The organism is Streptomyces sp. NPDC004732 (genome assembly GCF_040609235.1).
Lineage (GTDB): Bacteria > Actinomycetota > Actinomycetes > Streptomycetales > Streptomycetaceae > Streptomyces.
On the sequence record NZ_JBEXJR010000017.1, the window covers coordinates 59,142 to 86,100 of the forward strand.

A 26,959-nucleotide genomic window follows, 5' to 3' on the forward strand; every position below is an offset into this window, starting at 1 on the left:
CACCGATGCCTCCAGGGCCGCCTGTGGCCACGGCAGTTCGTCAATCCAGTGCTTCACCCCCATGAAGACCACGACCCCCACCCCGTAGGCGGCAACCACCACCCCGGCCTTGTGCCAACCCGTCATGGTCCTGCGCCTACTCCCGCTCGCCCGCCATACGAGGCAAAGGCGGCCCCTGCATCTCGCCAAAGAACCGGGGCCGCCCTTGTCCACCCGTCCTCTACAGACCTGATGGAGGTCTCCAGCATGACGCAACCCACCGATGTTCGGGGAGAGCGCCTGCAGACCGCTCTTTCCCTCGCAATCTCCGGGGCACCGGTCCTGCCATTGCGAGCCGGGAAGACACCGTTCGGCAACTGCCGCAGCTGCGCGGACAACGCGTGCGGCGGCCGACCGAACATGAAGACCCCCGGCCCCTGCACCTGCCCCGCCCCCTGCCACGCCTGGGCCGCCGCGACCACCGACCCGGACGTCATCAGCTCCGGTATCTGGCGCAGGGCGTGGCTGCGCGCGAGCGCGGTTGCGTACCACCCGGGCGGGGCGGGGCTGACGGTCGTCGACCTGGACAACTCCGACGCCATCACCTGGGCCCGCAAGCATCTGCCCGCCACACGCACCGTGCCCACCACGCGCGGTGAGCACTGGATCTACCGGGGCGCGACGCAGTCCGCGAACGCCGTGCGGCCCGGCGTCGACATCAAGTCCACGATGGCCTATGCCCGGTGGCTCGGGTTCGGCACCGGCACCATCACCGCCCTGCCGGATGCCGTCCGTGCGCTGGCCGTGAAAGCGACTCCCCCGGTCCGGACCGCGCCACAGGCCATCACCGTGCCCACGCCGGTCGAGGACGGGACGTGCCCGCACCGCACGCCCACCTACCTGGCCCGCGGCCTCGCCATGGCGGAGCAGCGCATCACCCAGGCCGCCACCGGCGTGCACGCCACCGTCTACCGCACCTTCCTGGCCGTGCTCTCCACCCACGGCCGATGCGGCTGCCTCACTGACGCCCACATCACACGCCTGTTCACCGCCGCGCAGACCAAGGGCGAAACCGTCCGGCACTGCACCACCGCGTGGACCAACGCCCGCACCGCGCTGGGGCTGTGACATGTCCGAGGACGACAAGAACCCCGCGCGCGAGGTCATCACCGACTACGCGCAAAGCCACTTCCGGTACTTCCGCACCGCCGACGGGACCGTCTACGCCCAGAAGAACGGCCATCCCGTCGCCCGCCCGATCCGTTCCCAGGGCACTACCGGCAGTCACCGCCAAGAACTCATGGTCGGGCTGTTCAAGGACGGACTCGGCGTGTTCAACGGCACCGCCCTCAAAGAGGCGTTGGACCTGATCGAAGCCCTCGCACTGAGCGAGGACGTACAGGCCGTGCATATCCGCGTCGCCCCCGGGTACGACGGGGCGACCTGGTTGGACCTGGGCCGCAGCGATGGGCAGTCCGTGCGTATCCACCCCGCCGGGTGGGACATCGCCGTCCCCGACCCGCGGGAAGTGTGCTGGCGGCGCACTCAGCTCACCGGGGAACTGCCCCTGCCGACCAAGGACACCAACGGCAAGGGCATCGACCTGTTGATGCGGTTGTGCAACTTCGCCACCGCGGAAACCGAGTGCCTGGCCATCGCGTGGTTGATCGGCTGCCTGGGTCCGTCGGTGCCCGTCCCGGCCCCGTTCCTGACCGGGCCACAGGGCGCGGGCAAATCCACCGCGGGCCGCATGCTCCTGCGGATCGTGGAGGGCATGAGCGGCGACCTGCGCCGCGCCCCGAAGGATGAGGAGAACCTGCTCGCGGCCGTGGCGGCCGGTTGGGTCACCGCGCTGGACAATCTCTCCTACATGACGCCGGACCTGTCGGATGCCATGTGCTGCATCGTCACCGGGGCCGAGAACGTCAAGCGTGCTCTGTTCACCGACGGCGACGTCTTCCGCGTCGGCTACCGCCGCCCGCTGCTCATGACGGGCATCGACGTCGGCGTCATCCGCCCCGACCTAGCTGAACGGCTCCTGCCCCTGCGCCTGGTACGACCCCGGGTCCGGCGCACCGAGGCGGAGCTGTGGGCGGAGTACGCCGAGGTGCTGCCCGTTGTCCTGGGCTCGCTCCTCGACCTCACCGTCAAGGTCCGCGCGGCCGAAGCCGAGACGCCCACGGATCTGCGGATGGCGGACTTCGCGCACCTGTGCGCGCAGCTCGACGCCGCGACCGGCCTGGGCGTGCTGCCCGCCTACCGGGCGGCTTTGGATGACCTGAACGACGACGTGATCGAGGGCGATCTCCTCGCACAGACCGTCCTCAAGCACGCCGACGGCATCGAGCCCGGCACAGCCCTGCGGATGACCTCCACGGAGTGGCTGCACTGCCTCAGCGGCCTCTACAGCGGCGAGGACTTCCGCCCCCTGCCCAAAGGGTGGCCGACCACCGGCAAAGTCCTCTCCGACCGCCTCAAGCGGCTCCAACCCACCCTCGCCGCCCGCGGTGTCCTCGTCGACTCCGGGCGCACCAGGGAGGGCCGCTACCTCGAAATGACCCGCTCACTCACCACGGCAGCGCACGAACAGCAAGCGTTCTGACCCGCGCACAGGCGCACAAGCAAGAGGAGCACCACCGGCAATGCGTGCTCCTCTTGCTGTTCGGCGGCGGCGCCGCCCTGCGTTGGACGCGCCGCGAAGCGGCACCTTCTTCACGCTCTGAGCCGCGCGCACCGCCACAGACACGCTCCCCTTTTTCCTAAGTGAGAAACGCTGCGTCACCTGCGTCACGGCCACCCCGGAAACGACCGCTGACCTGCGGGTACGTGCGTGACGCAGACGGCCGATCTCTGCGTCACGCCGCGTCACCTGCGTCACGCGTGACGAACAGCCTGCGTCACACGTGACGCACCCCAAGCGCCCTGCGTCACCCGAAACCCACAGGTCAGAGGCGCGGGTGTCGCAGGTGACGCGGTGACGCAGAAATCCCAGCCTCGGACACACACCGGCCAGGCCCCAAGGCCAACTCCCCTAAGGCACAGACGAACTGCCCAGGAGGCACCCCGGATGAGCACCGCTCTCCCGCCCACCGACCAGCTTCTCTACACCCCCAAGGAAGCCGCCTCCGTGCTCCGCTTCGGACGCTCAACGGTCTACGAGCTCATGGCCGACGGAGTCCTGAGGTACGTGAAACAGGGGCGCTCGCGCCGCATCAAGCGCCGGGATCTCGAAGCGTTCGTCGACAGCCTCGAATCCCTGCCCAACTGACCAGCGCACGCCCAAGGCGCCCCGAGCACTCCGCTCGGGGCGCCTTCCGCATGGAGGAACCCATGAGCCCCCGCAAGGCCAACAACGAGTCATCCGTCTACCTGGGCGACGACGGTTGGTACCACGGCCGCGTCACCATGGGCGTGCTGCCCGACGGAAGCCCTGACCGCCGCCACCGCATGGCACGCACCGAACCCGCGGTGCGCCGCAAGGTCCGCGAACTGGAGAAGCTGCGTGATGAGGGCCGCGCGACCAAAGCGGGCCGTAAGCCCACGGTCGGCCAGTGGATGGAGACCTACCTGACCGACATCGCCAGCCTGAAGCTGAAGCCGCGCTCCCTCGACGACTACTGGTCCAAGACCCGCAACGACATCGTCCCCGGCGTCGGGAAGCACCGCATCGACAAGCTCGCCCCCGAGCACCTGGAGCAGATGTACCGGGCCATGCTCGATGCCGGGCACGCCCCCTCCCACGTGGTGAAAGTGCACCGCATCCTGTCGCGAGCCCTGAAGATTGCCCACCGGCGCCGCATGATCAGCGAGAACGTCGCCACCTTGGTCGACCCGCCCAGCATCGACGAGACCGAGGCGAACCCGTTCACCCAGGAAGAGGCGAAAGCCTTCCTGGAAGCAGCGGCCAAGAGGCCCACGTTCATGCGGTGGATCGTCGGCGTCGGCATGGGGTTCCGGCAGGGCGAGACCCTCGGTCTGCGCTGGCCCTACGTCGACCTGGAAGCAGAGCTCTTCCACCCGAAGTGGCAGCTTCAGCGCCTCACCTGGCGCCACGGCTGCGGCGACGCGCACACCTGCGGAGCGCGCCTGCACCGCTTCGAGCCCTGCCCGCCGGGCTGCGCCACGCACAAGGGCTACAAGCGCGGTTGCCCGAAGCCCTGCACCAAGACGTGCGTCAAGCACGCGAGCGTCTGCCCCGCCCGCAAGGGCGGCGGTCTGGCCTTCACCCGGCCCAAAACGAAGAAGAGCACCAACCCCGTGCCGATCCCGCCCGCCTTCATTCCCTACCTGATCGCGCACAAGGCACAGCAGGAGGAGCTACGGGAGGCAGTCGGCGAACTCTGGGAGGAGCACCAGGCCGTGTTCACCCGGGCCGACGGACGCCCCATCGACCCCCGCGACGACTGGGGAGAGTTCAAGGAGCTGCTGGCTGAGGCGGGCATCACTGACCGTCGTCTCTACGACGGGAGCCGTCACACGGCGGGCACCATCCTCAACGAACTGGGGGTGGACATGCCCACGATCATGGAGATCCTGCGGCACACCCAGATCAGTCAGACGCGCCGCTACGTCAAGGGCCGCTCGCACCTCTCGAAGGACGCGATGCGCCGCATGGGAGACGCCTTCCTGCCTGCCCCGGAACAGGCTCCCAGGCCCGCGACTGAGACTAGAACTGAGACTGAGGACCGCCGCGCGGCCCGCGCCCGCCTCCGCCGCCGCATCCGCTGAACAAAAAAACCCCAGCTCAGAGCCATCTGAGCCGGGGTTTCAAGGGAGCCCCCTGTCGGATTCGAACCGACGACCTACGCATTACAAGTGCGTTGCTCTGGCCATCTGAGCTAAGGAGGCAAACGTCCCGCGAGCGCCGGACGTGCCCGAGCAGTGTAACCAACACCGCCCGTACCCCCATCGAAAATTTCCTCGAAGGTCACAGCACTCCGACTACTGACAGACCGCTGACCCCCGGGGTACGGTCACGAGCAGTTCACTCAGGTGGACTACACCACTCCCTCTACTCGGATCGTCCGGCACGTTCCTGCCGGTGAAGGGGGCCCTCACCATGGCCACTGTTTCGTTCGACAAGGCGACCCGCATCTACCCGGGTGGCGACAAGCCCGCCGTGGACGGTCTCGACATCGAGATCGAGGACGGCGAGTTCCTCGTACTCGTCGGCCCGTCCGGCTGCGGCAAGTCCACCTCGCTCCGCATGCTCGCGGGGCTCGAGGACGTGAACGCCGGCGCCATCCGCATCGGTGACCGCGACGTCACGCACCTGCCGCCGAAGGACCGGGACATCGCCATGGTGTTCCAGAACTACGCGCTCTACCCGCACATGACCGTCGCCGACAACATGGGCTTCGCGCTCAAGATCGCCGGGGTCAACAAGGCCGAGATCCGCCAGAAGGTCGAGGACGCGGCGAAGATCCTGGACCTCACCGAGTACCTGGGCCGCAAGCCCAAGGCGCTCTCCGGTGGTCAGCGCCAGCGTGTCGCCATGGGTCGCGCCATCGTGCGTGAGCCGCAGGTCTTCCTCATGGATGAGCCGCTGTCGAACCTCGACGCCAAGCTGCGCGTGTCCACGCGTACGCAGATCGCGAGCCTCCAGCGCCGCCTCGGCATCACCACCGTGTACGTCACCCACGACCAGGTCGAGGCCATGACCATGGGTGACCGTGTGGCCGTCCTGAAGGACGGGCTGCTGCAGCAGGTGGACTCGCCGCGGAACATGTACGACCGGCCCGCCAACCTCTTCGTCGCGGGCTTCATCGGCTCCCCCGCCATGAACCTCGTCGAGGTCCCGATCACCGACGGCGGCGTGAAGTTCGGCAACTCGGTCGTGCCGGTGAACCGCGAGGCGCTGACCGCCGCCGCCGACCGCGGCGACCGCACGGTCACCGTCGGCGTCCGCCCGGAGCACTTCGACGTCGTCGAGCAGGACGGCGCCGCCGCGAAGAGCCTCTCCAAGGAGACCGAGGACGCCCCGGCGGGCCTCGCCGTCTCCGTGAACGTCGTCGAGGAGCTCGGCGCCGACGGCTACGTCTACGGCACCGCCGAGGTCAACGGCGAGCCGAAGGACCTCGTCGTCCGGGTCAACGGCCGCCAGGTCCCGGACAAGGGCGCGCAGCTGCACGTCGTGCCCCGTCCGGGTGAGACCCACGTGTTCTCCACCTCGACGGGTGAGCGCCTCAGCGACTGACGTCGGCCGAACGCGGCTCATGACGCCGCCAAGTCTCCGAAGGGCCCCGCACCATGGCTGGTGCGGGGCCCTTCGCGTACGCCCGACCGGCCCGCCGGGCCCACCGCCCCGTTGTCGACAAATACCCCGGCACATCGGTCATTTCGCCGCGGCGGCGTCAACACCGCTCCAGAGAAACCTTCTTCTCTGTAGCTCGACCGAGTGACTAAATGTCGCCAAATCATCACCTAGCGCTACGCTCCTCGCGTGACGCACTCCGCCAACTACACCCAGAAGCCGCGCCGAGCGCACCGGGGCCCCGCCCGCCGCATCGGCCGCACGCTTGCCCTCGTCCTGCCCGTGATGCTGGTGCTTTCCGGGACCCTCGCGGTCACCAGCGTCAACTGGTCGGGAAACGCCTCGGACTCGATGCTCACCGCATCCGCCGACAACCTCTCCAAGCCCGCCAAGTCCCGCGCCGCGCACGACGTCCTGCGCGACCGGCTCCTCCTGGAACTCCAGGAGAAGAACCCGGGCGTGGCGCTCACGCATCTCCAGCAGGAGGTGAACCGTCATCCTTCGCTCGCCCGGCACTGTGTCGCGCTGGCCCGTGCGCTCGGCCGCGCCGCCGTCCGGGTCTACGGCCCGTCGCGCGCCCAGTCGTACGCCAGGCCCGTCTGCGACACCTCCTTCGCGACGGGCGTGGCCGCGGCCCATCAGAAGGGCTGAGCGGACCGCCGCGCAGCGCCGCGTAGGGTTTCCGGCATGACCACGCTGAAGCCCACGCAGGCTGTCGTCCTGGCCGGTGGCCAGGGCTCCCGGCTCCGCCCGTACACCGACGACCGGCCCAAGCCGATGGTCGAGATCCCCGGCACGGGGACCCCGATCATCGGCCATCAACTGGCCTGGCTCGCCGAAGAAGGCGTGACGGACGCCGTCGTCTCCTGCGGGCACCTCGCCGAGGTACTCCAGGAGTGGCTGGACTCCGCCGACCTGCCGCTGAACGTCAGCACGGTCGTCGAGAAGGAGCCCCTGGGCCGCGGCGGCGGCCTCAAGTACGCCGCCCGGCACCTGCCGCACGCGGACCGGCCCTGGTACGCGACGAACGGCGACATCTGGACCCGCTTCTCGCTGCGCGACATGGCGGCCTTCCACGCCGAGCGCGACGCCACCGCGACCCTCGCCCTGGCCCGCCCCCGCATCCCGTGGGGCGCCGTCGAGACGGACGCGTTCGGCCACATCACGGACTTCATCGAGGCCCCGCCGTCCCCGTACCTCATCAACGCGGGCGTGTACGTCTTCTCGGCCTCCTTCACCGCGCTCCTGCCGGACCTCGGCGACCACGAGCGCACCACGTTCCCCCGGCTGGCCCGTGAGAAGCGGCTGGCGGGCTTCCCGCTGCCGCAGGGCGCCTACTGGCGCGCGATCGACACCGCGAAGGACCTCACCGAGGCCGCCAAGGAGCTCGCCGCACAGGGCCGTTGACCGCCCGCGCCGACGCCCCTCTCGTACGTACGCCGATGGGGCCCCGCACCGTGCGTGTGCGGGGCCCCATCGGCGTACCCGGGGCAGCGGGGTCAAGAGGTCCTCAGCGGCCGAGCACACCGCCCAGCAGACCGCCGGGCTCCTCGCCGCCGGTGCCGCCCGAGCCGCCGGACGAACCGGCGCCGCCCGAACCGCCGCCCGAGCCACCGCTGGACGAGGGCCCCGCGGTGGTGCCCGCGGCCGGCTGCTGCGGCGCCGACTGCTGCGGCGGGGCCTGCCCCGCCGTGCTGCTGCCCTGCGTCTGGCTGGGCTGTCCCGAACCCGCCGTGCCCGTCTCGCGGGCCGCGCCCGGCGCCGTGGCGCCCTGCGTGGGGCTCGCGGAGCCGCGGCTGCCCTGCGTCGGCGAACTCGACGAGGCGGACGGGCTCTGCGACTGCCGCCCCTGCCGCTTCTTCGCGGGGTCCTGGGGAAGCGCGGAGCCCGGCAGTTCGTTGCGGGGCGCCTCGCCGGGTCCCGGCACGGTGACCCGGTCCGCGTCGCGCACCGCGCCGCCCAGCATCGAGCCGATGAGCAGCGTCAGGCCGACCACGACCGACCCGATCAGACCGCCCCGCCGCAGCACGCGCCGCCGCAGGTCCCAGATGTCGGAGCGCGGGCCGAGCGTGCGCCACGCCTCACCGGCGAGCCGTCCGTCGATGGAGTAGACGGGCGCGCCCGCGATGATCAGCGGCGACCAGGCGGCCAGGTAGATGATGTCGGGCGCGTCGTAGGCGGGCACGGTCTTCCAGCTCACGGTGACGATGAGCGCCGCCGAAAGCAGCACGCCGATCGACGCGGCGACCCGCTGCCAGAGCCCGAGGACCGTCAGGACGCCGACGACGACCTGGAGGAAGGCGATGCACAGACCGGCGCCCACGGGGTGCTGGAGGGCGAAGTCGCGCAGTGGCTCGGCGAGCGCCCAGGGGTGCAGCGAGTTCAGCCACTTGACCATGGAGCCGCGTTCGCCGCCGTCGAAGTAGACGGGGTCGCAGAGCTTGCCCATGCCTGCGTAGATGGAGATGAACCCGAGGAAGACGCGCATCGGGAGCAGGACGACGCCGAGGTTCATGCGGCGGCCCGGGTAGTAGGCGTGCCGGACCGGGTCCGAGCCGTGCCTGCGCGCCCTCTCCCCGCTGCCGTCGTCGTAGCCGTCGGGGTCGTCCGAGTCGTCGCGGTCGGCGTACTCCTGCTCGAACCGCTCGTCGTAGTCACTGCCGGGCAGCCGCATCTGCGGCAGCATCCGGGTCTGGGATTCGGGGGCGCGCGGGCCGATCACGGCGGGCGTCTCGACGGTCGCGGGGCCGTCGTCGATGTCGACGCGCGGGATGACCTGGGTGGCGCCGCTGTCGTCGTAGGGCCCGGCCTCTTCGGCCGAACGGCGCACGCCGCCGCCGCGCACGGCCTGCAGCAGTCTGATGGCGCCCGTGTCGTCCGGATCGGACTTCCCGCTCCAGACGACGGGAGCGCGGCGCTTGGCCGTCGCGCCGCCGGCGGGGACGCGCACCGTCGCTTCGGGCATGCCCAAGTGCCGGGAGATACGCGGGGATTGAGTGCGCCCAGCGGCGGGAAGCTGCACGCGGAAACTCGCGTGATTGACGATGACCTGCGCCGGGTCGCTCGGCACCTTCACCATGCTCAGCGCGGGAGCATCGTCGAAACCTGACGAGCTTCCCCCAGTGGGAGTGCGGGGTGTTCTGGTGTCCACACTCATCTAACCGAGTGATGTGTGTTTAGGACACTGCCTTGACCATGGAGAAATGTCCGGACCGCGTCAAGAGATCACCGCGGCCCGGACATCTACGGGGTACCGAGCACCTGCTAGGCGCGGCGCCGCGCCGCCTCGTACAGCACGACGCCCGCGGCGACGCCCGCGTTCAGGGACTCCGCGCCACCGGGCATCGGAATCCGCACGCGGTAGTCGCAGGTCTCGCCGACGAGCCGCGAGAGGCCCTTGCCCTCGCTGCCGACGACGATGACGACCGGGCCGCCGAGCGCCTCCAGGTCACCGACCTCGTGCTCGCCGTCGGCGGCCAGGCCGACCACGGCGACGCCCGCCTTCTTGTACTGCTCAAGGGCGCGCGTCAGGTTCGTGGCGCGGGCGACCGGCGTGCGCGCGGCGGTACCGGCCGACGTCTTCCAGGCACCGGCCGTCATACCGGCGGCGCGCCGCTCGGGCACGAGCACGCCGTGCCCGCCGAACGCGCAGACGGAACGGACGACGGCACCGAGGTTGCGCGGGTCCGTCACGCCGTCGAGGGCGACGATCAGCGGGTCCTTGCCCTCGTCGAACGCGGCGGCGACGAGGTCCTCCGGGTGCGCGTACTCGTACGGCGGCACCTGGAGCACGAGGCCCTGGTGGTTGAGGCCGTTCGTCATGCGGTCCAGCTCGGGGCGCGGTGCCTCCATCAGGTGGATGCCGCCGCGCTCGGCCGCGAGCTGCAGCGCCTCGCGCACCCGCTCGTCGTTGTCGATGAACTGCTGGACGTAGAGCATCGAGGCGGGCACGCCGTCGCGCAGCGCCTCGAAGACCGGGTTGCGGCCGACGACCATCTCGGAGGTCCCCTTGCCGCCGCGCCCCTTCGGTGCGGGGCGGCGGCCGCCCGGAGCACCGGCGGCCTTCTTGGCCTTGGCGTTGGCGATGCGGTTCTTCACATGCCCCTTGCGCGCCTCGGCGGGCGGCGTCGGGCCCTTGCCCTCGAGGCCGCGGCGCCGATTGCCGCCGCTGCCGACCTGCGCGCCCTTCTTGCCGGACATGCGGCGGTTGTTAGCGGCCATGACCTACCTGTCTGTCGTGATGCGTGGGCGCGTACGAAGGTACGCGCACGGGTGTACGTCTATGAAGTGTGCCGCCCGGAAGCCCGAGCGGCACATCAGCGGGTGCCTAGCGCGGGCCGAGCGTCCAGCGCGGGCCGGTCGGGCCGTCCTCGATGACGAGGCCCGACTGGTTGAGCTGGTCGCGGATCGCGTCGGCGGTGCCCCAGTCCTTGCGGCCGCGGGCGGCCTCGCGCTGGTCCAGGACCAGCCGGACGAGGGTGTCCACGACGCCGTGCAGGTCCTCGCCGCGGTCGCTCTCGCCACCGGCCCAGTGCGGGTCGAGCGGGTCGAGGCCGAGGACGCCGAGCATGGCCCGCACCTCGGCGAGGCGCGCCACGGCGGCTTCCTTGTCGTCGGCGGCCAGCGCGGAGTTCCCCTGCCGGACCGTGGTGTGCACGATGGCGAGCGCCTGCGGGACGCCCATGTCGTCGTCCATGGCGTCGGCGAACGCGGGCGGGACCTGGACGGCGGGCTCGACGACGCCCCCGGCCTTCTCCACCACGCGCTGCACGAAGCCCTCGATGCGGGCGAACGCGGACTCGGCCTCGCGCAGGGCTTCCTCGCTGTACTCGATCATCGAGCGGTAGTGCGGGGTGCCCAGGTAGTAGCGCAGGACGATCGGCCGCCACTGCTTGACCATTTCACTCACGAGGACCGAATTCCCGAGGGACTTCGACATCTTCTCGCCGCTCATGGTGACCCAGCCGTTGTGCACCCAGTAGCGCGCGAACGTGTCGCCGAAGGCCTTGGCCTGCGCGATCTCGTTCTCGTGGTGCGGGAAGATCAGGTCGATCCCGCCACCGTGGATGTCGAACTCGGTGCCCAGGTACTTGTGGGCCATCGCCGAGCACTCCAGGTGCCACCCGGGACGGCCGCGCCCCCAGGGCGTCTCCCAGCTGGGCTCGCCGGGCTTCGTCGCCTTCCACATGGCGAAGTCCCGCGGGTCGCGCTTCCCGGTCTCGCCCTCGCCCTCGGGCTGGAGCAGATTGTCGAGCTCCTGGTTGGAGAGCTCCAGGTAGCCGGGGAAGGACCGCACGTCGAAGTAGACGTTGCCGTCGGACTCGTAGGCGTGGCCGCGCTCGATGAGGCCGCGCATCATCTCGACCATCTCGGTGATGTGGCCGGTGGCGCGCGGTTCGTAGGTGGGCGGCAGGCAGCCGAGCGCGTCGTACCCGCTGTTGAACGCGCGCTCGTTCTCGTACCCGATGGCCCACCAGGGCCGGCCCTGCTCCGCCGACTTCCGGATGATCTTGTCGTCGATGTCGGTCACGTTGCGCACGAACGTCACGTCGTAGCCGCGGTAGGCGAACCAGCGGCGCATGATGTCGAAGTTCAGGCCCGACCTGATGTGCCCGATGTGCGGGGCCGCCTGCACCGTGGCACCACAGAGGTAGATCGAGACGCAGCCGCTGTTGAGCGGGCTGAAGTCACGGATCTGCCGGGCGCTGGTGTCGTACAGGCGAATCGTCACCACTCCAGGGTAGTGGGCGCAGGACAGTGCCCTACGCCCCCTTGGCCCACCGCACACGGAACTGTGACGTGAGGCGCGCCCTGGGATCCCCCGTCAGATGCTGCCGACGACCTTCCGCGCACTCACCCGGACGACGACCCGCTGGGTGTCGTCCTTGGAGCCCGGATTGAAGTCCGCGTAGTCCTTGCCGGTGTACTTGCGCGACAGCTCGTCGATGAGTTCCTGGCCGCCCTCCGTCGTCATCTCCGCGGTGCCGCGGATCTCCGCGTACGTGTACGGCGCGTCGAAGGGCTGCACCAGCACCGTCACCCGCGGATCGCGCCGCAGGTTCTTCTCCTTGCGGCGACCGATCGTGGTCGAGAACAGCACGTCGTCGCCGTCCCGCTTCACCCAGACCGGGGAGACCTGGGGGCTGCCGTCGGGCTGGATCGTCGCCACGGTGATGAAGACAGGGGTGTCGAGCAGGGACTTGAGCTGGTCGGACAGTGCGGCGGACATGTGGGTCACTCCTTCGTGGACCGGGCGTACGGCGCTTTCGCCTGTACGAGGCATACGACTACCCCATCCGCCGCCTCACGACGACGAACGTACGACCAACGCGGTGGCGATCGCCGCGAGACCGTCGCCGCGGCCCGGGAATCCGAGGCCGTCCGTGGTGGCCCCGGAGACGGAGACGGGCGCGCCCGCGGCCTCGGAGAGCACCTTCTGGGCCTCGTCGCGACGCTTGCCGATCTTCGGGCGGTCGCCGATGACCTGGACGGCGACGTTGCCGATGGTGAAACCGGCGTCCCGGACGATGCGGGCCGCCTCGGTGAGCAGGGTCAGCCCGGAGGCGCCCGACCACTCCGGGCGGCCGGTGCCGAAGTGGGCGCCGAGGTCGCCGAGGCCCGCCGCGGAGAACAGCGCGTTGCACGCGGCGTGCGCGACGACGTCGGCGTCGGAGTGCCCGGCGAGTCCGGGGCCCTGGTCCTCCCACTTCAGGCCCGCGCACCACAGCTCGCGGCCCTCTTCGAAGGCGTGGATGTCCGTGCCGATGCCGACCTGCGGGAGCACGACCGGGGCCTGGGGGGTCTCAGAAGCCATCGTTGGCCCTCCTGCGGGCGAGGACGGCCTCGGCGAGCACGAGGTCGAGGGGGCGCGTCACCTTGAAGGCCTCCTCGTGGCCCGGCACGCACACGACGGGCAGCCCCAGCTGCTCGACCATGCCCGCGTCGTCCGTCACCGGTCCCGTGACGGTCTCGTGGGCGCGTACGAGCGTCGCGCGGTCGAATCCCTGCGGGGTCTGCACCGCACGCAACCGCGCGCGCTCGGGCGTGGCGACGACGGGCTCGGGCCCGCCCGGCTCCGCCGCGGGCTCGACCTCCTTGACGGTGTCGGCCAGGGGCAGCGCGGGGACCACGGCGGGCGCCCCTTCGCGTACGGCCTCGATGACGCCGTCGACCGTGTCGACGGGCACCAGCGGGCGCGCCGCGTCGTGCACGAGCACGATGTCGAAGCCGGGCGGCAGCGCGTCGAGACCGGCCCGCACGGACTCCTGGCGGCTCTCCCCGCCGGGCACGACGAGGAAGTCGGTCCGCTCGGGCAGCGCGTGGTCGTCGAAGAGGGTCTTGACCCCGGGGGCGCCGTCCGGCGGTGCCACCACGACGACGAGGGAGACGGCACGGGACTCCGCCATGGCGCGCACGGCGTGAATCAGCATCGGGGTGCCGTTCAGCGCACGGAGCGCCTTGGGGGCGCCAGGGCCGAGGCGCACGCCCCGCCCAGCCGCGGGAATGACCACCGCGGTACGGGATTCGCTAGACATCGGTTCCGTTCAGGTTTGTGTGCTCGGCCGACGTGGGTATGGCCACACCGTGCCGGGCGGGACGGACGCCTTGACCGGACCCTTCCGTGACATTCGGTCGAGTCAGCCGCAAGAGCCCGGCACGCCAGAACATGGCCCTTCGGGGTCGTCCCACGGGTGCGGGGTGCTGCGCGCGAGGTTCCGAAAGGTTCCGGGTACGAACATGCCGCAGCGCCCGGCGACTCCATTAAGGGTCAGCGGGCACCGCGGCATTGCTGCGCCTGGTCGACGCGGGAGAGCCGAGAGCGTTCATGCGCCTCGAACCGTCCGCGTCAGGACGCGAGGACCTCGTCCAGCAGGGCCTCGGCCTTGTCCTCGTTCGTGTTCTCCGCGAGGGCGAGCTCGCTCACCAGGATCTGGCGGGCCTTGGCGAGCATGCGCTTCTCGCCGGCCGACAGTCCACGCTCGCGCTCCCGACGCCACAGGTCACGGACGACTTCCGCGACCTTGATGACATCGCCGGAGGCGAGCTTCTCGAGGTTTGCCTTGTAGCGGCGCGACCAGTTCGTGGGCTCTTCGGCGTACGGCGCGCGCAGTACTTCGAAGACCCGGTCGAGGCCGTCCTGCCCGACCACATCACGCACGCCGACGAACTCCGCATTGTCCGCTGGCACACGCACCGTCAGGTCGCCCTGGGCGACCTTCAGCACCAAGTAGGTCTTGTCCACGCCTTTGATCTGGCGAGTTTCGATGGCCTCGATCAGCGCGGCCCCGTGATGGGGATAGACCACGGTGTCGCCAACCTTGAACGTCATGTGACAGGTACCCCTTCCGTGGCTATCCATCCTAACACGAGAATCGCCTCTTCTGAATGGCGTTTTCGCAGGTCAGGGCATATCTCGGGGCTTGACAACAGCAACAAGAACGTGCTGCGGAGGGCCTGCGGAACGGGGTATTCGCAGGTCGGAGCGGCTCTCCGGGGAGCCGGAAACGCCCCCGTCACACGCCCCCCGAGAGCGCTCCGAGCGGCTGAACGTCCCGGTTTGCGCGGTTCCAAGCGGTGAACTTTCGATACTCCGTTCGGTGACCGAAGAGGTGTGCCAAGTGGCGTCCGGCGCGATTCCTGAATTGATCAAGCGGCGCGATGATCAATTCTCCGGACCCCCATGCATTCCTTACGGGAAATCCGCAAGGCGTGACACCCGGGCTCTTGACGACGCTTTTGCGAAAGGTGGCCGAGGGGGCAATGAGGCGGATGGGCCTGAGAACCGTCGGCGAGGCTCGCGGGACGCGGGGCGTGCCGGGTTCGCTGCCGGGTCCACCGGTGCGTGCGCGGTCGGCTGTGCTGTCCCGTGCGCTAAGGGGCGGGTCGGGTGCGGCGGCGTGGGAACGGCTCGGTAATGTAAGCGTGCTGACACATCCTTAGGACGGCTTTACGGCCGCCCGCCCGTCCTGTACCGCCCACGTTCAAGGAGATGCCGCCGCCGTGAGCCGCAGCCTTCGACGCGGCGCCCTCGCCGCCACCGCCCTCGCGTTCTCGCTTGCCTCGCTCACTGCGTGCGCCGCAGGCAACAACGCACAGACGATGGAGGTCAAGCCGGACAACGCCGCGACCTCCGTCGGCGACATCAAGATCCAGAACGCCATGGTCATCACGCAGCCGGACCTGGAGTCGACGGGCCCGGCCGTGGTCGCCGCGACGATCTTCAACTCCGGTGACAAGGCCCAGACCCTGAACTCCATCACGGTCGACGGCACCGACAAGAAGGCCAAGCTCACGCGCGGCAAGGACGACAAGGACTCCAAGCCGAACGGTCCGCTGACCATTCCGGCCGGCGGCTCCATCGTCATCGGCGGCAAGGACAACGCCTCGGCGGTCCTCTCCGGCAGCCGCGAGGCGGTCAAGGACGGCAACGCGCAGCCCGTCACCTTCGCCTTCAGCACGACCGGCGACGTGAAGATGGAAGCGTTCGTCGTACCGGCGGGCAGCTACTTCTCCAAGTGGGGCCCGAGCCAGCTGCCGGAGTCCCCGGACGGGAAGCCGGCCAAGCCGGGCAAGTCCGGAAAGCCGCAGGAGCCCGGCACGGGCACCTCCGGCAAGCCGTCGGGCAACCCCTCTGGAAAGCCCTCCGGGAACCCCTCCGGAAAGCCGTCCGGCGACGCGGACGAGAACTCGGGCATCGCCGCCGACCCGTCGGACACCGCGGACGCCGGGACCGGCGTCCGGCACTGATCGGCGTAGAAACCACGAAGAAGGGCGGGACCCCGGTGGGGTCCCGCCCTTCTTCGTACGCATGCGTACCAGCTGTACCAGCTGTACCGGCTGTACCGGCTGTTTACGGCTCGAACTTGTAGCCCAGGCCGCGGACCGTCACCAGGTAGCGCGGGGCCCCCGGGTCCGGCTCGATCTTGGCGCGCAGGCGCTTCACGTGGACGTCGAGGGTCTTGGTGTCCCCCACGTAGTCCGCGCCCCAGACGCGGTCGATGAGCTGCATGCGGGTCAGGACGCGGCCCGCGTTGCGCAGCAGCATCTCCAGCAGGTCGAACTCCTTCAGGGGCAGGTCGACCTTGGAGCCGGAGACCGTGACCACGTGGCGGTCGACGTCCATCCGGACCGGACCGGCCTCCAGGGCCTGCGGGGTGACCTCCTCCGGCTCGCCGCGGCGGCGCAGCACCGCGCGGATGCGGGCGACCAGTTCGCGCGAGGAGAAGGGCTTGGTGACGTAGTCATCTGCTCCTATCTCCAGGCCGACGACCTTGTCGATCTCGCTGTCCTTGGCGGTGACCATGATCACCGGAACGTTGGAGCGGCTGCGCAGCTGGCGGCAGACCTCGGTGCCGGGCAGGCCCGGCAGCATGAGGTCGAGCAGGACGAGGTCGGCGCCGTTGCGCTCGAATTCGTCGAGTCCGTCCGGGCCCGTTGCCGCGATGGCGACTTCGAAGCCCTCCTTGCGGAGCATGTAGGACAGAACGTCGCTGAAGGATTCCTCGTCCTCGACGACGAGCACTCGGGTCACGGAAGGACCTCCGGGGCAGGAATGGGTTCGTACGTGGTGGTCGCGGCGGTTTCGTCGGGGATGGCCCCGTCGTCGAGTCCGCCGCCGTGACCCGGTCCGCGGTCGCGGTGGGCGGCCGCCTCGGGCAGCCGCAGGGTGAACGTGGAGCCCTGACCCTCGGAGCTCCACACGGTGACCTCCCCGCCGTGCGAGGCGGCCACGTGCTTGACGATGGCGAGACCGAGACCGGTGCCGCCGGTGGCCCGGGAGCGGGCCGGGTCGACGCGGTAGAAACGCTCGAAGATGCGCTCCTTGTCCTTGTCCGAGATGCCGATGCCCTGGTCGGTGACCGCGACCTCGATGAGGTCCCCGCCGGGAGCGGAGACCCGGCGGGCAGCGATGCCCACGCGGGTCCTGGCGGGCGAATAGTTCACGGCGTTCTCCACGAGATTGCCGAGCGCCGCCGCGAGCTGGCCGCGGTTGCCCCATATCTGCAGGTCGGCGGTGCCGCCCGCGGCCATGGTGATCTGCTTGTGGGAGGCCTGGTGGCGGCTGCGGTCGATCGCCTCCGCCACCAGTTCATCGACACGGACGGGTTCGGCGTCCTCCAAGGGGTCGTCGTTCTGCACCCGGGAGAGGTCGATGAGTTCCTGGACGAGGCTGGTCAGACGGGTCGCCTCGATCTGCATGCGGCCCGCGAAGCGCTCCACGGCCTCCGGGTCGTCCGAGGCGTCCATGACGGCTTCGGAGAGGAGCGAGAGCGCCCCCACGGGGGTCTTCAGCTCGTGGCTCACGTTCGCCACGAAGTCACGTCGTACGGCCTCGATGCGGCGGGCCTCGGTGAGGTCCTCCACGAGGAGCAGGACGAGCCGGGAGCCGAGCGGGGCCACGCGCGCGGAGACGGCCAGGGCCTCTCCGCGGCCGGTGCCGCGCCGCGGCAGGTCCAGCTCGACCTGGCGTATCTCCCCGTCGCGGCGGGTGTCGCGGGCCATCTGCAGCATCGGCTCGACGGCGAGCTTGCCGCCGCGCACGAGTCCGAGTGCGTACGCCGCCGAGCTCGCCTTGACCACGCTGTCGGCCTCGTCGAGGACGACCGCGGAGGAGCGGAGCACGGAGAGCACCGTGTCCACGCCCGGTGGCAGTACGGGGTCGGTGTGCAGGGAGGTCCGGGTGGGGCGTTTCTGGTCGCGCTCGCTCCATCGGAACGCCAGCATGGCGATGACACCGGTGCACACCCCGGCGATCGCTGCCGCTGCGGCGACCGCCGCGTTCACGTCCATGCCTCAAGGTTATGCGCCGAGTAAGCGCCGGTCACAGCCGTACGGGTGCCGGCTCGAACACTCGTCGCCCAGAGTTCACCGTGGGGACGGTGCTGGTTCACTTCTCCCGGGCGGTACGGGCTCCGGGTGATCAAGGATGTGGTCCCGCGTCGCCCACAGTTCACCTTGATGACGGTGGTGATTCATGTGGGGTGCCGGAAACGGACGCGTCGGGCCCGCACCGTGGGAGCGTAGGGGCCAGCCCCCTGAGACGTACTAGAGAGGGACAGCCACATGCGGGACGCGTACCACGAGGAACTTGACTCGATCGGCGACAGCCTGGTCGAGATGGCCCGCCTCGTCGGGTCCGCGATCGGGCGCGCCACGACGGCCATGCTCGACGCCGACCTGAAGATGGCCGAGAGCGTGATCGCCGCCGACCAGAAGGTCGACGATCTGCAGCACGACCTGGAGGCGCGCGCGATAGCCCTGCTGGCGCGCCAGCAGCCGGTCGCCACCGATCTGCGCATCGTGGTCACCTCGCTGCGCATGAGCGCCGATCTGGAGCGCTCGGGCGACCTCGCCCAGCACGTCGCGAAGCTGGCGAGGCTCCGCTTCCCGGATTCCGCGGTGCCACGGGATCTGCACGCCACGATCCTGGAGATGGGCCAGCTCGCGCAGCGCCTGATGGCGAAGGCGGCGGAGGTCATCATCACCAAGGACGTCGACCTGGCGCTCCAGTTGGAGCAGGACGACGACGAGATGGACCAGCTGCACCGCACGCTCTTCCAGCACCTGATGGACGACCGCTGGAAGCACGGCATCGAGACGGCCGTCGACGTGACGCTCCTCGGCCGCTACTACGAGCGGTTCGCGGACCACGCGGTGTCGGTGGCCAAGCGGGTCGTGTACCTGGTCACGGGCGAGCACGCGGACGAGATCCAGCCGACGGGTCAGACGCCGGTGGAAGGGGCGTAAGCCTTTTTGTGTGCCCCGCCCGACGTCAGGTGTCGCGCGGGGCACAGCTCTTTCGGTACGGCGGGTCTCGCGGGTCAGCGGGCTCGCAGGTCAGCGAGCCTCGCGGGTCAGCGGGCCTCGCAGGTCAGCCGCAACCGCCGCCGCACTGGCAGGAACCGCCCGACTGGCAACCGCAGCTGCACCCCGGGCCGCATCCGCAGGCGCCGAGCGGGACTTCGGGAACGTATTCGCGCGTGGGGGACTCGGCCATGGTCTCCTCCTCGTAGGCGTACGACGTACTGCCTGATGCCCATTGCATGCCCATGGGTACGGGGCGCATCAACGGCGCACACGCGCGCGCTGTTTCTCCGAATCGGTGTGCGACACGGTCGGCGCACGCGAACATCCACCCATGCCCAAGAAGAAACAGCGGAGCAGGAAGAGCCAGAAGGCGAGTGGCGGCAGACGCCCTGCCGCCACTCGCGAGAAGGCCGTCCTGATCTACCACGACATGGCGGTGTACGAGAACTTCGAACGCTGTGCCCGACGCCTCTTCGAGGTCCTCCGGAACGCGGAGAGCCGGATGCCCGGCAAACCCCGTCACCTCTTCCTGAGGGTCCAGGGACACCGCAACGACGTCGGCGGCTTCGACCGCGACGCCATGGAGATCATCCGGAACTTCGCCATGGAGTTCCTGCTCCCTTACCTGACCGAGCTGACCACGCCGTTCCACACGCTCGGCAACAACCACCCGCAACGGAACGACGTCCCCGACGAGCTGCACATCTCGTACCCAGAGGCCCCCGAAGACTGCACGGACTCCACCGACGGCCCCGGACCGGGCTTCTGGTACGACGTGAACCTCCTCCCGCTCCGCCCGCGCGGCGTGACGGAGAACGACAGGAAGACGGCGCCGAAGCTCGCGGCGATAGCCGACTACCTGGGGATGGACCCGGCGTGCCTGGTCTGCTGGGCCACTCCCGTGGACCGCGCGCACGCGGTGCCGTCGTCGCTCGGCGGTTCGATGGACGTCCGCAACTTCGCCCTGCTCTGCTCGGACCACCACCGTCAGGCGCCCGACATAGCCGACGCGGAGGCCTTCTGGGCCTGGGTGGACTACGCGGAGATCAGGGACTCGGGCAGCAAGTGGGACGGGGCGGCGCCCGAGGTCAAGGAGTGGGTGCGCGCGCACGGCGGCAGGACCGAGCCGAAGGACCGCGGCGAGACGGCGTTCATGGCCGCCGTACGGTTCGAGCTCCAGCACCTGTACGGCTGGGCCGACGCGGACTTCGAGAACATGTCCTGGGACCTCCTCCAGGAGTACCACCAGGTCCTGGAGGCGGCGACGGGCAGGCACTTCGGCGTGGAGAAGAAGGTCGCCACGCACGCGTGGGCGTACCACATCGCGAGGCGCCGCCTGGCGAAGCGCAAGGGCGAGACGGGCCCGCTGCCGCCGGACCACCCGTGGACGGGTACGTGGCCCGTCCCCTGACCAACGCACCGATTGAGGCTCGCCCCAGCCCTGCCTGCGGATCGCTTGAACTGCGTATTGATTCGGCCCCGAGTGAGTACATTGCTGCCAACTACAGGTAATCGGACGGACACGGGGCGGAGTTCGGGTTACACAGGAAGGCCGGGGCGTAACTCACGTACATGGGGCTGGCCGATGGTATTGACGATCAACGTTGCGGTCCTCCTGGCCGTCATCCTCTTCTTCCTGCTGCGCCGCAAGGTGCAGGCCAGAAGCCGGGGCGACCAGATGGTGACGATGGCGCTGGCGGTGGCGTTCGGCGTCGTGGTGGCCCCGACGGACTTCGGCCAGAGCATCCTGAACGCGGTGGGCCAACTCGCGGAGGGCATCACGGATTCGGGGACGCCGTAACGCCTCGGTGCCAGGGCGGGCGCGAACCGGCGGGCGCGGAACCGGCGGGCGAGCATGAAAATGCCTCCCATCCGCACTGTGTGCGCAGGTGGGAGGCATGATCAGAGGGCTACTTCTTCTTGCCCTGGTTCTTGACCGCCTCGATGGCCGCCTTCGCGGCGTCCGGGTCGAGGTAGGTGCCGCCCGGGTTCAGGGGCTTGAAGGCGGCGTCCAGCTCGTACGAGAGCGGGATGCCCGTCGGGATGTTCAGGCCCGCGATGTCCTCGTCCGAGATGCCGTCGAGGTGCTTGACCAGGGCGCGGAGCGAGTTGCCGTGGGCCGCGACCAGGACCGTCCTGCCGGTCAGGAGGTCGGGGACGATGCCGTCGAACCAGTACGGGAGCATGCGGACGACGACGTCCTTCAGGCACTCCGTCTGGGGGCGCAGCTCCGGGGGGAGCGTGGCGTAGCGCGGGTCGGAGAACTGCGAGTACTCCGCGTCGCGGTCGAGGGCCGGGGGCGGGGTGTCGTACGAGCGGCGCCACAGCATGAACTGCTCCTCGCCGAACTCGGCGAGCGTCTGGGCCTTGTCCTTGCCCTGGAGGGCGCCGTAGTGGCGCTCGTTCAGGCGCCAGGAGCGGTGGACCGGGATCCAGTGGCGGTCGGCGGACTCCAGGGCGAGCTGGGCGGTGCGGATCGCGCGCTTCTGGAGCGACGTGTGGACCACGTCGGGGAGCAGGTCGGCGTCCTTCAGGAGCTCGCCACCGCGGACCGCCTCCTTCTCGCCCTTCTCGTTGAGGTTGACGTCCACCCAGCCGGTGAACAGGTTCTTCGCGTTCCATTCGCTCTCGCCGTGGCGGAGGAGGATCAGCTTGTACGGTGCGTCGGCCATGCCTCTGAGCGTAATCGAACCTCAGGGCGCCCCGCGCGCGCGGACAAGGGGCGGACCGAGGGGTGGGCAAAGAGGCGGACAGTTGACTGTCGTCGTCAATTGAGTGGCGGTTCCGGAGCCGGGGCTCGTAATTTGTGCCTGCCGCACGAGCCACTTACACGTCCCGGGGGACCTCCATGCCGTACACCGCCATGAGACGCGCCGTGAGCGAGAGCGTCTCCGGTCTGCCCCGCGCCTTCTGGTGGCTGTGGACGAGCACCCTGGTCAACCGGCTCGGGGCCTTCGTCGCCACCTTCATGGCGCTGTACCTGACGCTGGAGCGGGGCTATTCGGCCTCGTACGCGGGGCTGGTGGCCGCGCTGCACGGGCTCGGCGGGGTCGTCTCGTCGCTCGGTGCGGGCGTGATGACCGACCGGCTCGGGCGGCGGCCGACGCTGCTGATCGCGCAGGCCTCGACGGCCGTGTCGGTGGCGGTCCTCGGCTTCATGGAGCACCCCGTCGCCATCGCGGGCGTCGCCTTCGTGGTCGGCATGGCGAGCAACGCGTCCCGGCCCGCCGTGCAGGCGATGATGGCGGACATCGTGCGCCCTGAGGACCGGGTGCGGGCCTTCTCGCTGAACTACTGGGCGATCAACCTCGGGTTCGCGATCTCTTCCGCAGGTGCCGGGTTCATCGCCTCGTACAGCTATCGGGCCGGGTTCCTCATCGAGGCCGCCATGACGATGGTCTGCGCGATCGTCGTCTTCGCGAAGCTGCCGGAGTCGCGGCCCGTGCGGACGGAGGTGGAGAAGGCCGCCGAGCCGGAGGTGGGGCTCGGGACCGTGCTGCGGGACGGGCGGTTCATGGGGGTCGTCGGGCTCTCCTTCCTCGTCGCGCTGATCTTCATGCAAGGGTCCGTGGGGCTCCCCGTCGCGATGGGCGAGGCGGGGTTCACACCGGCCGACTACGGGCTCGCCATCGCCGTGAACGGCGTACTCATCGTCGTCATGCAGATCCCCGTCACCCGCTTCATCGAGCACCGCGACCCGCGGCGGCTGCTCGTGATCTCCTCGGTCGTCGCCGGGTACGGCTTCGGGCTGACCGCGTTCGCCGGGTCGATCGGGATCTTCGCGCTGACGGTGTGCGTGTGGACGCTCGCCGAGATCGTCAACGCGCCGACCCAGACCGGCCTGGTCGTGCGCCTCTCCCCCGTCCACGGACGCGGGCGCTACCAGGGCATGTACACGATGTCCTGGTCCGTGGCCGCGCTGGTCGCCCCGCTGATGTCCGGCTTCATGATCGACCGGTTCGGGGCGGAGTGGCTGTGGGGGACGTGCGCGGTGCTCGGGACGGTGGCTGCGCTCGGGTACTGGGGGTTGATGCGGGGGCTGCCCAAGGAGGCTCCCGGGGAGGTCGCTCCGGGGAAGGTCGCTCCCGGTACGGCGGGCCCCGGTGCGGTGGCCGACGCTCCCGCCGCCGTCGAGGTCAGCGCCGCAGCGCCCGTTGCGCCTCGTACAGATTCCGTGGCCGCACCTCTCCCGTAGTGCCGTACAGCTCCAGGCGCGTGTGCAGGTCGCCGGTGAAGTCCGGGACGTCGGTCTGGTCGAACTCGCGGACCGTGTTGAGGCCGACCGTCGCGCTGTAGGGGGCGAGTCCGTCGATCTTCATCAGGCCCGCGCGCTCGTTGGTGACGCGGATGTTCCAGTGCGTGAAGCGGGCTCCGAAGAGGGGCCCCGCGCTCGCGTCGCCGCCGTGCCTGCCGTTGTTCTCGACGGTGATGTCCGTACGTACGTTCGCGAACGGCATCCCGCGGTGGCTGTCGAACGTGCCCATCTCCATGTGGCCGCGCGACCAGACGTTGTAGGAGGACAGCCCCTCGACGTTGATGCCGTGCAGTTGGGTGCCGGGCGGCGCGGGGACCGTACGGGCGTCGATGCGGAAGTCGTCGATGAGGTTGTCGTGCGAACCCTCGCGGCAGAAGTACGGGTGGTGGGACCCGCGGCCCGCCACGCGTGTGCGGCGCAGGGTGCAGGCGGAGGCGGCGACGAGCCCGAAGCCGTTGTCGACGTGGCGCACGACGACGTCGTCGGCCCAGCAGTCGTACGCGCACTGGAACGTGACGCCGTTGTAGCCCTTGTCGAGGAGGTGCGGGGACTGCGCCGTCTCGACGGCCTCCAGGGTGAGCCCCTCGACGCCGGAGCCGGTCAGCGCCATGACGTGGGTGGTCAGGCGGGGATCCCACTCCGGGCGTACGTCGAGGGGGAGTGGCCGCTCGAAGGTGACCCGGCGCTTTCCGGGGTCGACGGCGGCGATCCGTACGGGCCACTCGTAGGGGACGTACGAGGTGAGCTTCGTCTTGTCGTCCCAGGTGTACGCCTCGGGGCCCGAGCCGCCGCCCGCCATGTGCTCCAGGAGGGTGTGGCCGGGGTCGTCCGAGAGGCGGAGGAGCACGAGGTCGCCCTTGTGGACGCGGGAGGCGTCGGCGACGGTCACGGACCAGGATCCGCGGTGGGCGGGGCGGACGGTGGTGAGGGTCTCCCATGCGTCGCGCTTGTTGCCGGTCCAGCCCTCGAAGGGCCACTCCTTGGCCTTGACGGCGTCGGTGAGCGCGTCCCAACGGGCCTTCGGGCAGAGCCAGATGAGGCCGCCCGCCCAGGACCAGCTGGACTTGTCGCCGCCGTAGCGAGAGCCGTAGGGGCCGATCAGCTCGGTGAGGCTCTTCGTGGCGAGGAGGGTGGTGCGGGTGCTGCCCGCGCCGCGGAGGGTGACGTTGTCGTGGGCGATGTGGATGAGGCCGTCGAGCCGGTAGGTGCCGGGGCGGAGCACCACGGTGCCGCCCCCTTGCCGCCCCGCCTCGGCCAGGGCGCGGTTGATCGCGGGGGCGGCGTCGGACGTGCCGTCCGGGTGGGCGCCGAAGTGGCGGGCGTCGATGAGCCGGTGACTGTCCCGGGGAGGGAAGGCGTGCTTTCCCGTACGGAATCCGGCTCGGCCGATGTAGGGGATCTGGGGGTGCGTGTACGGGGCGGCCGTGAACTCGGCCCAGATGGGCGGGGTTTGCCCCCTACGGGCGGTGGATGCCGCGTGTGCCGTGCCGCCGCCGGTGGCCGCGGCCGCGGCGACGGCCATCGCGCCGCTCAGCAGACCTCGCCTGCCGAGGCGGGCGCGCCCGGACCCGGACTCGTGCCCGGGTCCGGACCCGGACCCGGACCCGGACCCGCGCTCGCCCTCGTACCCCTGCTCCATGCCCCGCCGCCTTCCATCGTTCATGGATATGAAAGGAGTTCATGTCTGCGATGGCCGGGAGCATGCCACGGAGCCGCGCCGGACGGAAGGGGGCTGGAGCCAGAGCCGGGGAAAGACCGGCGCTCAGCCGCGCGGCTGAGTCAGATGCGTGAACGCGTCGAGGTTCCGCGTGGACTCCCCCCGCGAGACCCGCCACTCGTACTCCTTGCGGATCGCCGACGCGAAGCCCAGCTCCAGGAGCGTGTTGAAGGAGTCGTCCGAGGCGGAGAGGACCGATCCGAGGAGGCGGTCCAGTTCGGCGGGGGTGACGGCGGAGAGCGGCAGCTTGCCCGCGAGGTAGACGTCGCCGAGCGAGTCGATCGCGTAACTCACGCCGTAGAGGCGGAGGTTCCGCTCCAGGAGCCAGCGGTGCACCGCTTCGTGGTTCTCGTCGGGATGGCGGATCACGAAGGCGTTCAGGGAGAGGGAGTGGTTGCCGACGCGGAGCGAGAGCGTCGTGGAGAGCTTCCGGGTGCCCGGCAGCTTCACCACGTACGAACCGGGCTCGGGGGTCTCCCATTCGAGCTCGGCGTCGTTCAGCGTCCCTTCGATGACCGACGCGGCATCCGTATCCGCATCCGCATCTGCATCCGTCGCCCGCGTCTGCTCAGCCCGCTCAACCATGGTGCGAGCGTACGTGACGGCGAGAAGCGCGGAAGTCGTGCATCGCCGCGGTGTAGACGTCGGCCGTGGCGGACGCCGCCGTGTCCCAGCCGAAGGACTGCGCGTGCCGGGCGGCGGCCGCCCCCATGCGGTCCACAAGCTGTGGATGATCGGCGAAATCGCGCAGCACGCGCGCGTAGTGGGCCGGTTCGTGGCCGGGGATCAGGAATCCGGTGACCTCGTCGCGCACCGCGACGGGCAGGCCGCCCACCGCTGCGGCGAGGACCGGCGTGCCCGCGGCCTGCGCCTCGATGGCGACGAGGCCGAAGGACTCGCTGTAGGAGGGCATCACCAGGACCGAAGCCGCCCTGAACCAGTCCGCCAGCTGCTCCTGGCCGACCGGCGGCTGGAAGCGGACGACGTCCGCGATCCCCAGCTTCGCGGCCAGCTTCTGCAGCCCCTCGGGCTTCGCGAGGCCGCTGCCGCTCGGGCCGCCGACTATGGGGACGACGATGTTCGAGCGCAGCGCGGGACGCTCGTCCAGCAGGACGGCGACGGCGCGGAGCAGCAGGTCAGGGGCCTTCAGGGGCTGGATGCGGCCCGCGAAGAGCGGCACGAGGGCGTCCTGCGGCAGGCCGAGGCGGTGCCGGGCGGCGGCGCGCCCGTCGGCGGGGCGGAACCGTTCGAGGTTCACGCCGGGGTGGACGACGGCGACCTTGCCGGGGTCGGCTTCGTAGTGGCGTACGAGCTCGTCGGCCTCTTCGGAGGTGTTGGCGATGAGGCGGTCGGCGGCCCGGACGATCTGGGTCTCGCCGATGACGCGGGCGGCGGGCTCGGGGGCGTCGCCGGTGGCGAGCGACGCGTTCTTGACCTTCGCCATGGTGTGCATGGCGTGGACGAGCGGCACGCCCCAGCGTTCGGCCGCGAGCCAGCCGACGTGGCCGGAGAGCCAGTAGTGGGAGTGGACCAGGTCGTAGTAGCCGGGCCGGTGGCCCGCCCAGGCCTGCATCACGCCGTGGGTGAAGGCGCAGAGCTGGGCCGGGAGCTCTTCCTTGGCGAGTCCTTCGTAGGGACCCGCGTCGACGTGGCGCACGAGGATGCCGGGCGCCAGTTCCACGGCGGACGGGAGCCCGCCGGTGGTGGCGCGCGTGAAGATCTCCACCTCGATGTTGATCGCGGCGAGGCGCTTGGCGAGCTCGACGATGTAGACGTTCATGCCGCCCGCGTCGCCCGTGCCGGGCTGGTGCAGCGGCGAGGTGTGCACGCTCAGCATCGCCACGCGGCGCGGACGCCGCTGCGAGCCGGGAATGCCGGGCATGCGGAGTCTTGGGGGTGCCGCCGGGGAGCGACGCCCGAGCCTGGACACGTACTGGCTCACCTGGCG

The 26,959-nt window shown here is 70.2% G+C and carries 25 protein-coding genes and 1 tRNA gene; 12 read left to right on the forward strand and 14 right to left on the reverse strand.

Annotated features, from left to right (window positions below; translation table 11 throughout):
- The first annotated feature begins 246 nt into the window (after positions 1 to 246).
- The 4 genes from ABZV77_RS36850 (at position 247) to ABZV77_RS36865 (ending at position 4,707) form a co-directional block, all read left to right on the forward strand.
- Complete coding sequence (locus ABZV77_RS36850; RefSeq protein WP_356266731.1) at positions 247 to 1,107, forward strand: bifunctional DNA primase/polymerase; 861 nt, start codon at positions 247 to 249, stop codon at positions 1,105 to 1,107.
- A 1-nt stretch (position 1,108) separates the two neighbouring features.
- Positions 1,109 to 2,581, forward strand: a complete 1,473-nt coding sequence (locus tag ABZV77_RS36855) for an ATP-binding protein (RefSeq protein WP_356266733.1) — start codon at positions 1,109 to 1,111, stop codon at positions 2,579 to 2,581.
- A 465-nt stretch (positions 2,582 to 3,046) separates the two neighbouring features.
- Complete coding sequence (locus ABZV77_RS36860) at positions 3,047 to 3,247, forward strand: helix-turn-helix domain-containing protein (RefSeq protein WP_356266734.1); 201 nt, start codon at positions 3,047 to 3,049, stop codon at positions 3,245 to 3,247.
- A gap of 62 nt (positions 3,248 to 3,309) precedes the next feature.
- On the forward strand, positions 3,310 to 4,707 hold the full coding sequence (locus tag ABZV77_RS36865) for a tyrosine-type recombinase/integrase (protein WP_356266736.1): 1,398 nt from the start codon (positions 3,310 to 3,312) through the stop codon (positions 4,705 to 4,707).
- Between the two features lie 46 nt (positions 4,708 to 4,753).
- Here the strand turns inward: ABZV77_RS36865 and ABZV77_RS36870 are convergent.
- Positions 4,754 to 4,827, reverse strand: a tRNA-Thr gene (locus tag ABZV77_RS36870).
- A gap of 211 nt (positions 4,828 to 5,038) precedes the next feature.
- Here ABZV77_RS36870 and ugpC point away from each other — a divergent pair.
- The 3 genes from ugpC to ABZV77_RS36885 all read left to right on the forward strand — a co-directional run bounded on the left by ugpC (position 5,039) and on the right by ABZV77_RS36885 (position 7,639).
- Positions 5,039 to 6,175 carry a sn-glycerol-3-phosphate ABC transporter ATP-binding protein UgpC gene (gene ugpC, locus ABZV77_RS36875; RefSeq protein ID WP_356266738.1) on the forward strand — a complete coding sequence of 379 codons (1,137 nt, stop codon included), beginning with the start codon at positions 5,039 to 5,041 and terminating at the stop codon, positions 6,173 to 6,175.
- 246 nt (positions 6,176 to 6,421) lie between these two features.
- Positions 6,422 to 6,883, forward strand: coding sequence for a hypothetical protein (locus ABZV77_RS36880; RefSeq protein WP_356266740.1), 462 nt, complete (start codon positions 6,422 to 6,424; stop codon positions 6,881 to 6,883).
- A 36-nt stretch (positions 6,884 to 6,919) separates the two neighbouring features.
- The gene (locus ABZV77_RS36885; protein WP_356266742.1) at positions 6,920 to 7,639 is read left to right on the forward strand and encodes a nucleotidyltransferase family protein; all 720 of its coding nucleotides are present in this window, start codon (positions 6,920 to 6,922) and stop codon (positions 7,637 to 7,639) included.
- A 103-nt stretch (positions 7,640 to 7,742) separates the two neighbouring features.
- Here the strand turns inward: ABZV77_RS36885 and ABZV77_RS36890 are convergent, their stop codons facing one another.
- The 7 genes from ABZV77_RS36890 to ABZV77_RS36920 all read right to left on the reverse strand — a co-directional run bounded on the left by ABZV77_RS36890 (position 7,743) and on the right by ABZV77_RS36920 (position 14,561).
- Complete coding sequence (locus tag ABZV77_RS36890) at positions 7,743 to 9,389, reverse strand: DoxX family membrane protein (protein ID WP_356266744.1); 1,647 nt, start codon at positions 9,387 to 9,389, stop codon at positions 7,743 to 7,745.
- Between the two features lie 107 nt (positions 9,390 to 9,496).
- The gene (gene rlmB / locus ABZV77_RS36895; protein WP_356266746.1) at positions 9,497 to 10,453 is read right to left on the reverse strand and encodes a 23S rRNA (guanosine(2251)-2'-O)-methyltransferase RlmB; all 957 of its coding nucleotides are present in this window, start codon (positions 10,451 to 10,453) and stop codon (positions 9,497 to 9,499) included.
- Between the two features lie 106 nt (positions 10,454 to 10,559).
- Entirely contained in the window at positions 10,560 to 11,963 is a 1,404-nt protein-coding gene (gene cysS, locus ABZV77_RS36900) for a cysteine--tRNA ligase (RefSeq protein WP_356266748.1), read from the reverse strand.
- A 93-nt stretch (positions 11,964 to 12,056) separates the two neighbouring features.
- Positions 12,057 to 12,461, reverse strand: a complete 405-nt coding sequence (locus tag ABZV77_RS36905; RefSeq protein WP_356266750.1) for a PPOX class F420-dependent oxidoreductase — start codon at positions 12,459 to 12,461, stop codon at positions 12,057 to 12,059.
- A gap of 75 nt (positions 12,462 to 12,536) precedes the next feature.
- Positions 12,537 to 13,046, reverse strand: a complete 510-nt coding sequence (gene ispF / locus ABZV77_RS36910; protein WP_356266752.1) for a 2-C-methyl-D-erythritol 2,4-cyclodiphosphate synthase — start codon at positions 13,044 to 13,046, stop codon at positions 12,537 to 12,539.
- A complete protein-coding gene (gene ispD, locus ABZV77_RS36915; protein ID WP_356266754.1) occupies positions 13,036 to 13,767 on the reverse strand; it encodes a 2-C-methyl-D-erythritol 4-phosphate cytidylyltransferase in 732 nt (243 codons plus the stop codon). Before ispD ends, ispF begins: the two co-directional genes overlap by 11 nt.
- A 311-nt stretch (positions 13,768 to 14,078) precedes the next feature.
- The gene (locus tag ABZV77_RS36920; protein ID WP_003953493.1) at positions 14,079 to 14,561 is read right to left on the reverse strand and encodes a CarD family transcriptional regulator; all 483 of its coding nucleotides are present in this window, start codon (positions 14,559 to 14,561) and stop codon (positions 14,079 to 14,081) included.
- 671 nt (positions 14,562 to 15,232) lie between these two features.
- Between ABZV77_RS36920 and ABZV77_RS36925 the strand changes: the two genes are divergently transcribed.
- Positions 15,233 to 15,979 carry a copper chaperone PCu(A)C gene (locus tag ABZV77_RS36925; RefSeq protein ID WP_356266756.1) on the forward strand — a complete coding sequence of 249 codons (747 nt, stop codon included), beginning with the start codon at positions 15,233 to 15,235 and terminating at the stop codon, positions 15,977 to 15,979.
- A gap of 103 nt (positions 15,980 to 16,082) precedes the next feature.
- Here the strand turns inward: ABZV77_RS36925 and ABZV77_RS36930 are convergent, their stop codons facing one another.
- Positions 16,083 to 16,763: a response regulator transcription factor gene (locus ABZV77_RS36930; RefSeq protein WP_055566457.1), complete on the reverse strand. Its 681-nt coding sequence runs from the start codon at positions 16,761 to 16,763 to the stop codon at positions 16,083 to 16,085.
- Positions 16,760 to 18,022, reverse strand: coding sequence for an ATP-binding protein (locus ABZV77_RS36935; RefSeq protein ID WP_356266758.1), 1,263 nt, complete (start codon positions 18,020 to 18,022; stop codon positions 16,760 to 16,762). The genes ABZV77_RS36930 and ABZV77_RS36935 overlap by 4 nt, the downstream gene beginning before the upstream one ends.
- A 273-nt stretch (positions 18,023 to 18,295) precedes the next feature.
- Between ABZV77_RS36935 and phoU the strand changes: the two genes are divergently transcribed.
- The 3 genes from phoU to ABZV77_RS36950 all read left to right on the forward strand — a co-directional run bounded on the left by phoU (position 18,296) and on the right by ABZV77_RS36950 (position 20,840).
- The gene (gene phoU / locus ABZV77_RS36940) at positions 18,296 to 18,979 is read left to right on the forward strand and encodes a phosphate signaling complex protein PhoU (RefSeq protein WP_306333773.1); all 684 of its coding nucleotides are present in this window, start codon (positions 18,296 to 18,298) and stop codon (positions 18,977 to 18,979) included.
- 391 nt (positions 18,980 to 19,370) lie between these two features.
- Positions 19,371 to 20,450 carry an HNH endonuclease signature motif containing protein gene (locus ABZV77_RS36945; RefSeq protein WP_356266760.1) on the forward strand — a complete coding sequence of 360 codons (1,080 nt, stop codon included), beginning with the start codon at positions 19,371 to 19,373 and terminating at the stop codon, positions 20,448 to 20,450.
- A gap of 174 nt (positions 20,451 to 20,624) precedes the next feature.
- A complete protein-coding gene (locus ABZV77_RS36950) occupies positions 20,625 to 20,840 on the forward strand; it encodes a hypothetical protein (RefSeq protein ID WP_356266762.1) in 216 nt (71 codons plus the stop codon).
- A gap of 109 nt (positions 20,841 to 20,949) precedes the next feature.
- On the opposite strand, the gene ABZV77_RS36955 is transcribed toward ABZV77_RS36950, so the two are convergent.
- On the reverse strand, positions 20,950 to 21,711 hold the full coding sequence (locus ABZV77_RS36955) for a phosphoglyceromutase (RefSeq protein WP_356266764.1): 762 nt from the start codon (positions 21,709 to 21,711) through the stop codon (positions 20,950 to 20,952).
- Between the two features lie 176 nt (positions 21,712 to 21,887).
- On the opposite strand from ABZV77_RS36955, the gene ABZV77_RS36960 reads away from it, so the two are divergent.
- On the forward strand, positions 21,888 to 23,234 hold the full coding sequence (locus ABZV77_RS36960; protein WP_356266766.1) for an MFS transporter: 1,347 nt from the start codon (positions 21,888 to 21,890) through the stop codon (positions 23,232 to 23,234).
- Here the strand turns inward: ABZV77_RS36960 and ABZV77_RS36965 are convergent.
- From ABZV77_RS36965 to mshA, 3 genes are all read right to left on the reverse strand, one after another.
- The gene (locus ABZV77_RS36965; RefSeq protein ID WP_356266918.1) at positions 23,176 to 24,816 is read right to left on the reverse strand and encodes a glycosyl hydrolase family 28-related protein; all 1,641 of its coding nucleotides are present in this window, start codon (positions 24,814 to 24,816) and stop codon (positions 23,176 to 23,178) included. The two genes, ABZV77_RS36960 and ABZV77_RS36965, sit on opposite strands and share 59 nt — an antisense overlap.
- A gap of 240 nt (positions 24,817 to 25,056) precedes the next feature.
- On the reverse strand, positions 25,057 to 25,596 hold the full coding sequence (locus tag ABZV77_RS36970; protein WP_356266768.1) for a YbjN domain-containing protein: 540 nt from the start codon (positions 25,594 to 25,596) through the stop codon (positions 25,057 to 25,059).
- On the reverse strand, positions 25,589 to 26,953 hold the full coding sequence (gene mshA / locus ABZV77_RS36975) for a D-inositol-3-phosphate glycosyltransferase (protein WP_356266920.1): 1,365 nt from the start codon (positions 26,951 to 26,953) through the stop codon (positions 25,589 to 25,591). Before mshA ends, ABZV77_RS36970 begins: the two co-directional genes overlap by 8 nt.
- Positions 26,954 to 26,959: the final 6 nt, after the last annotated feature.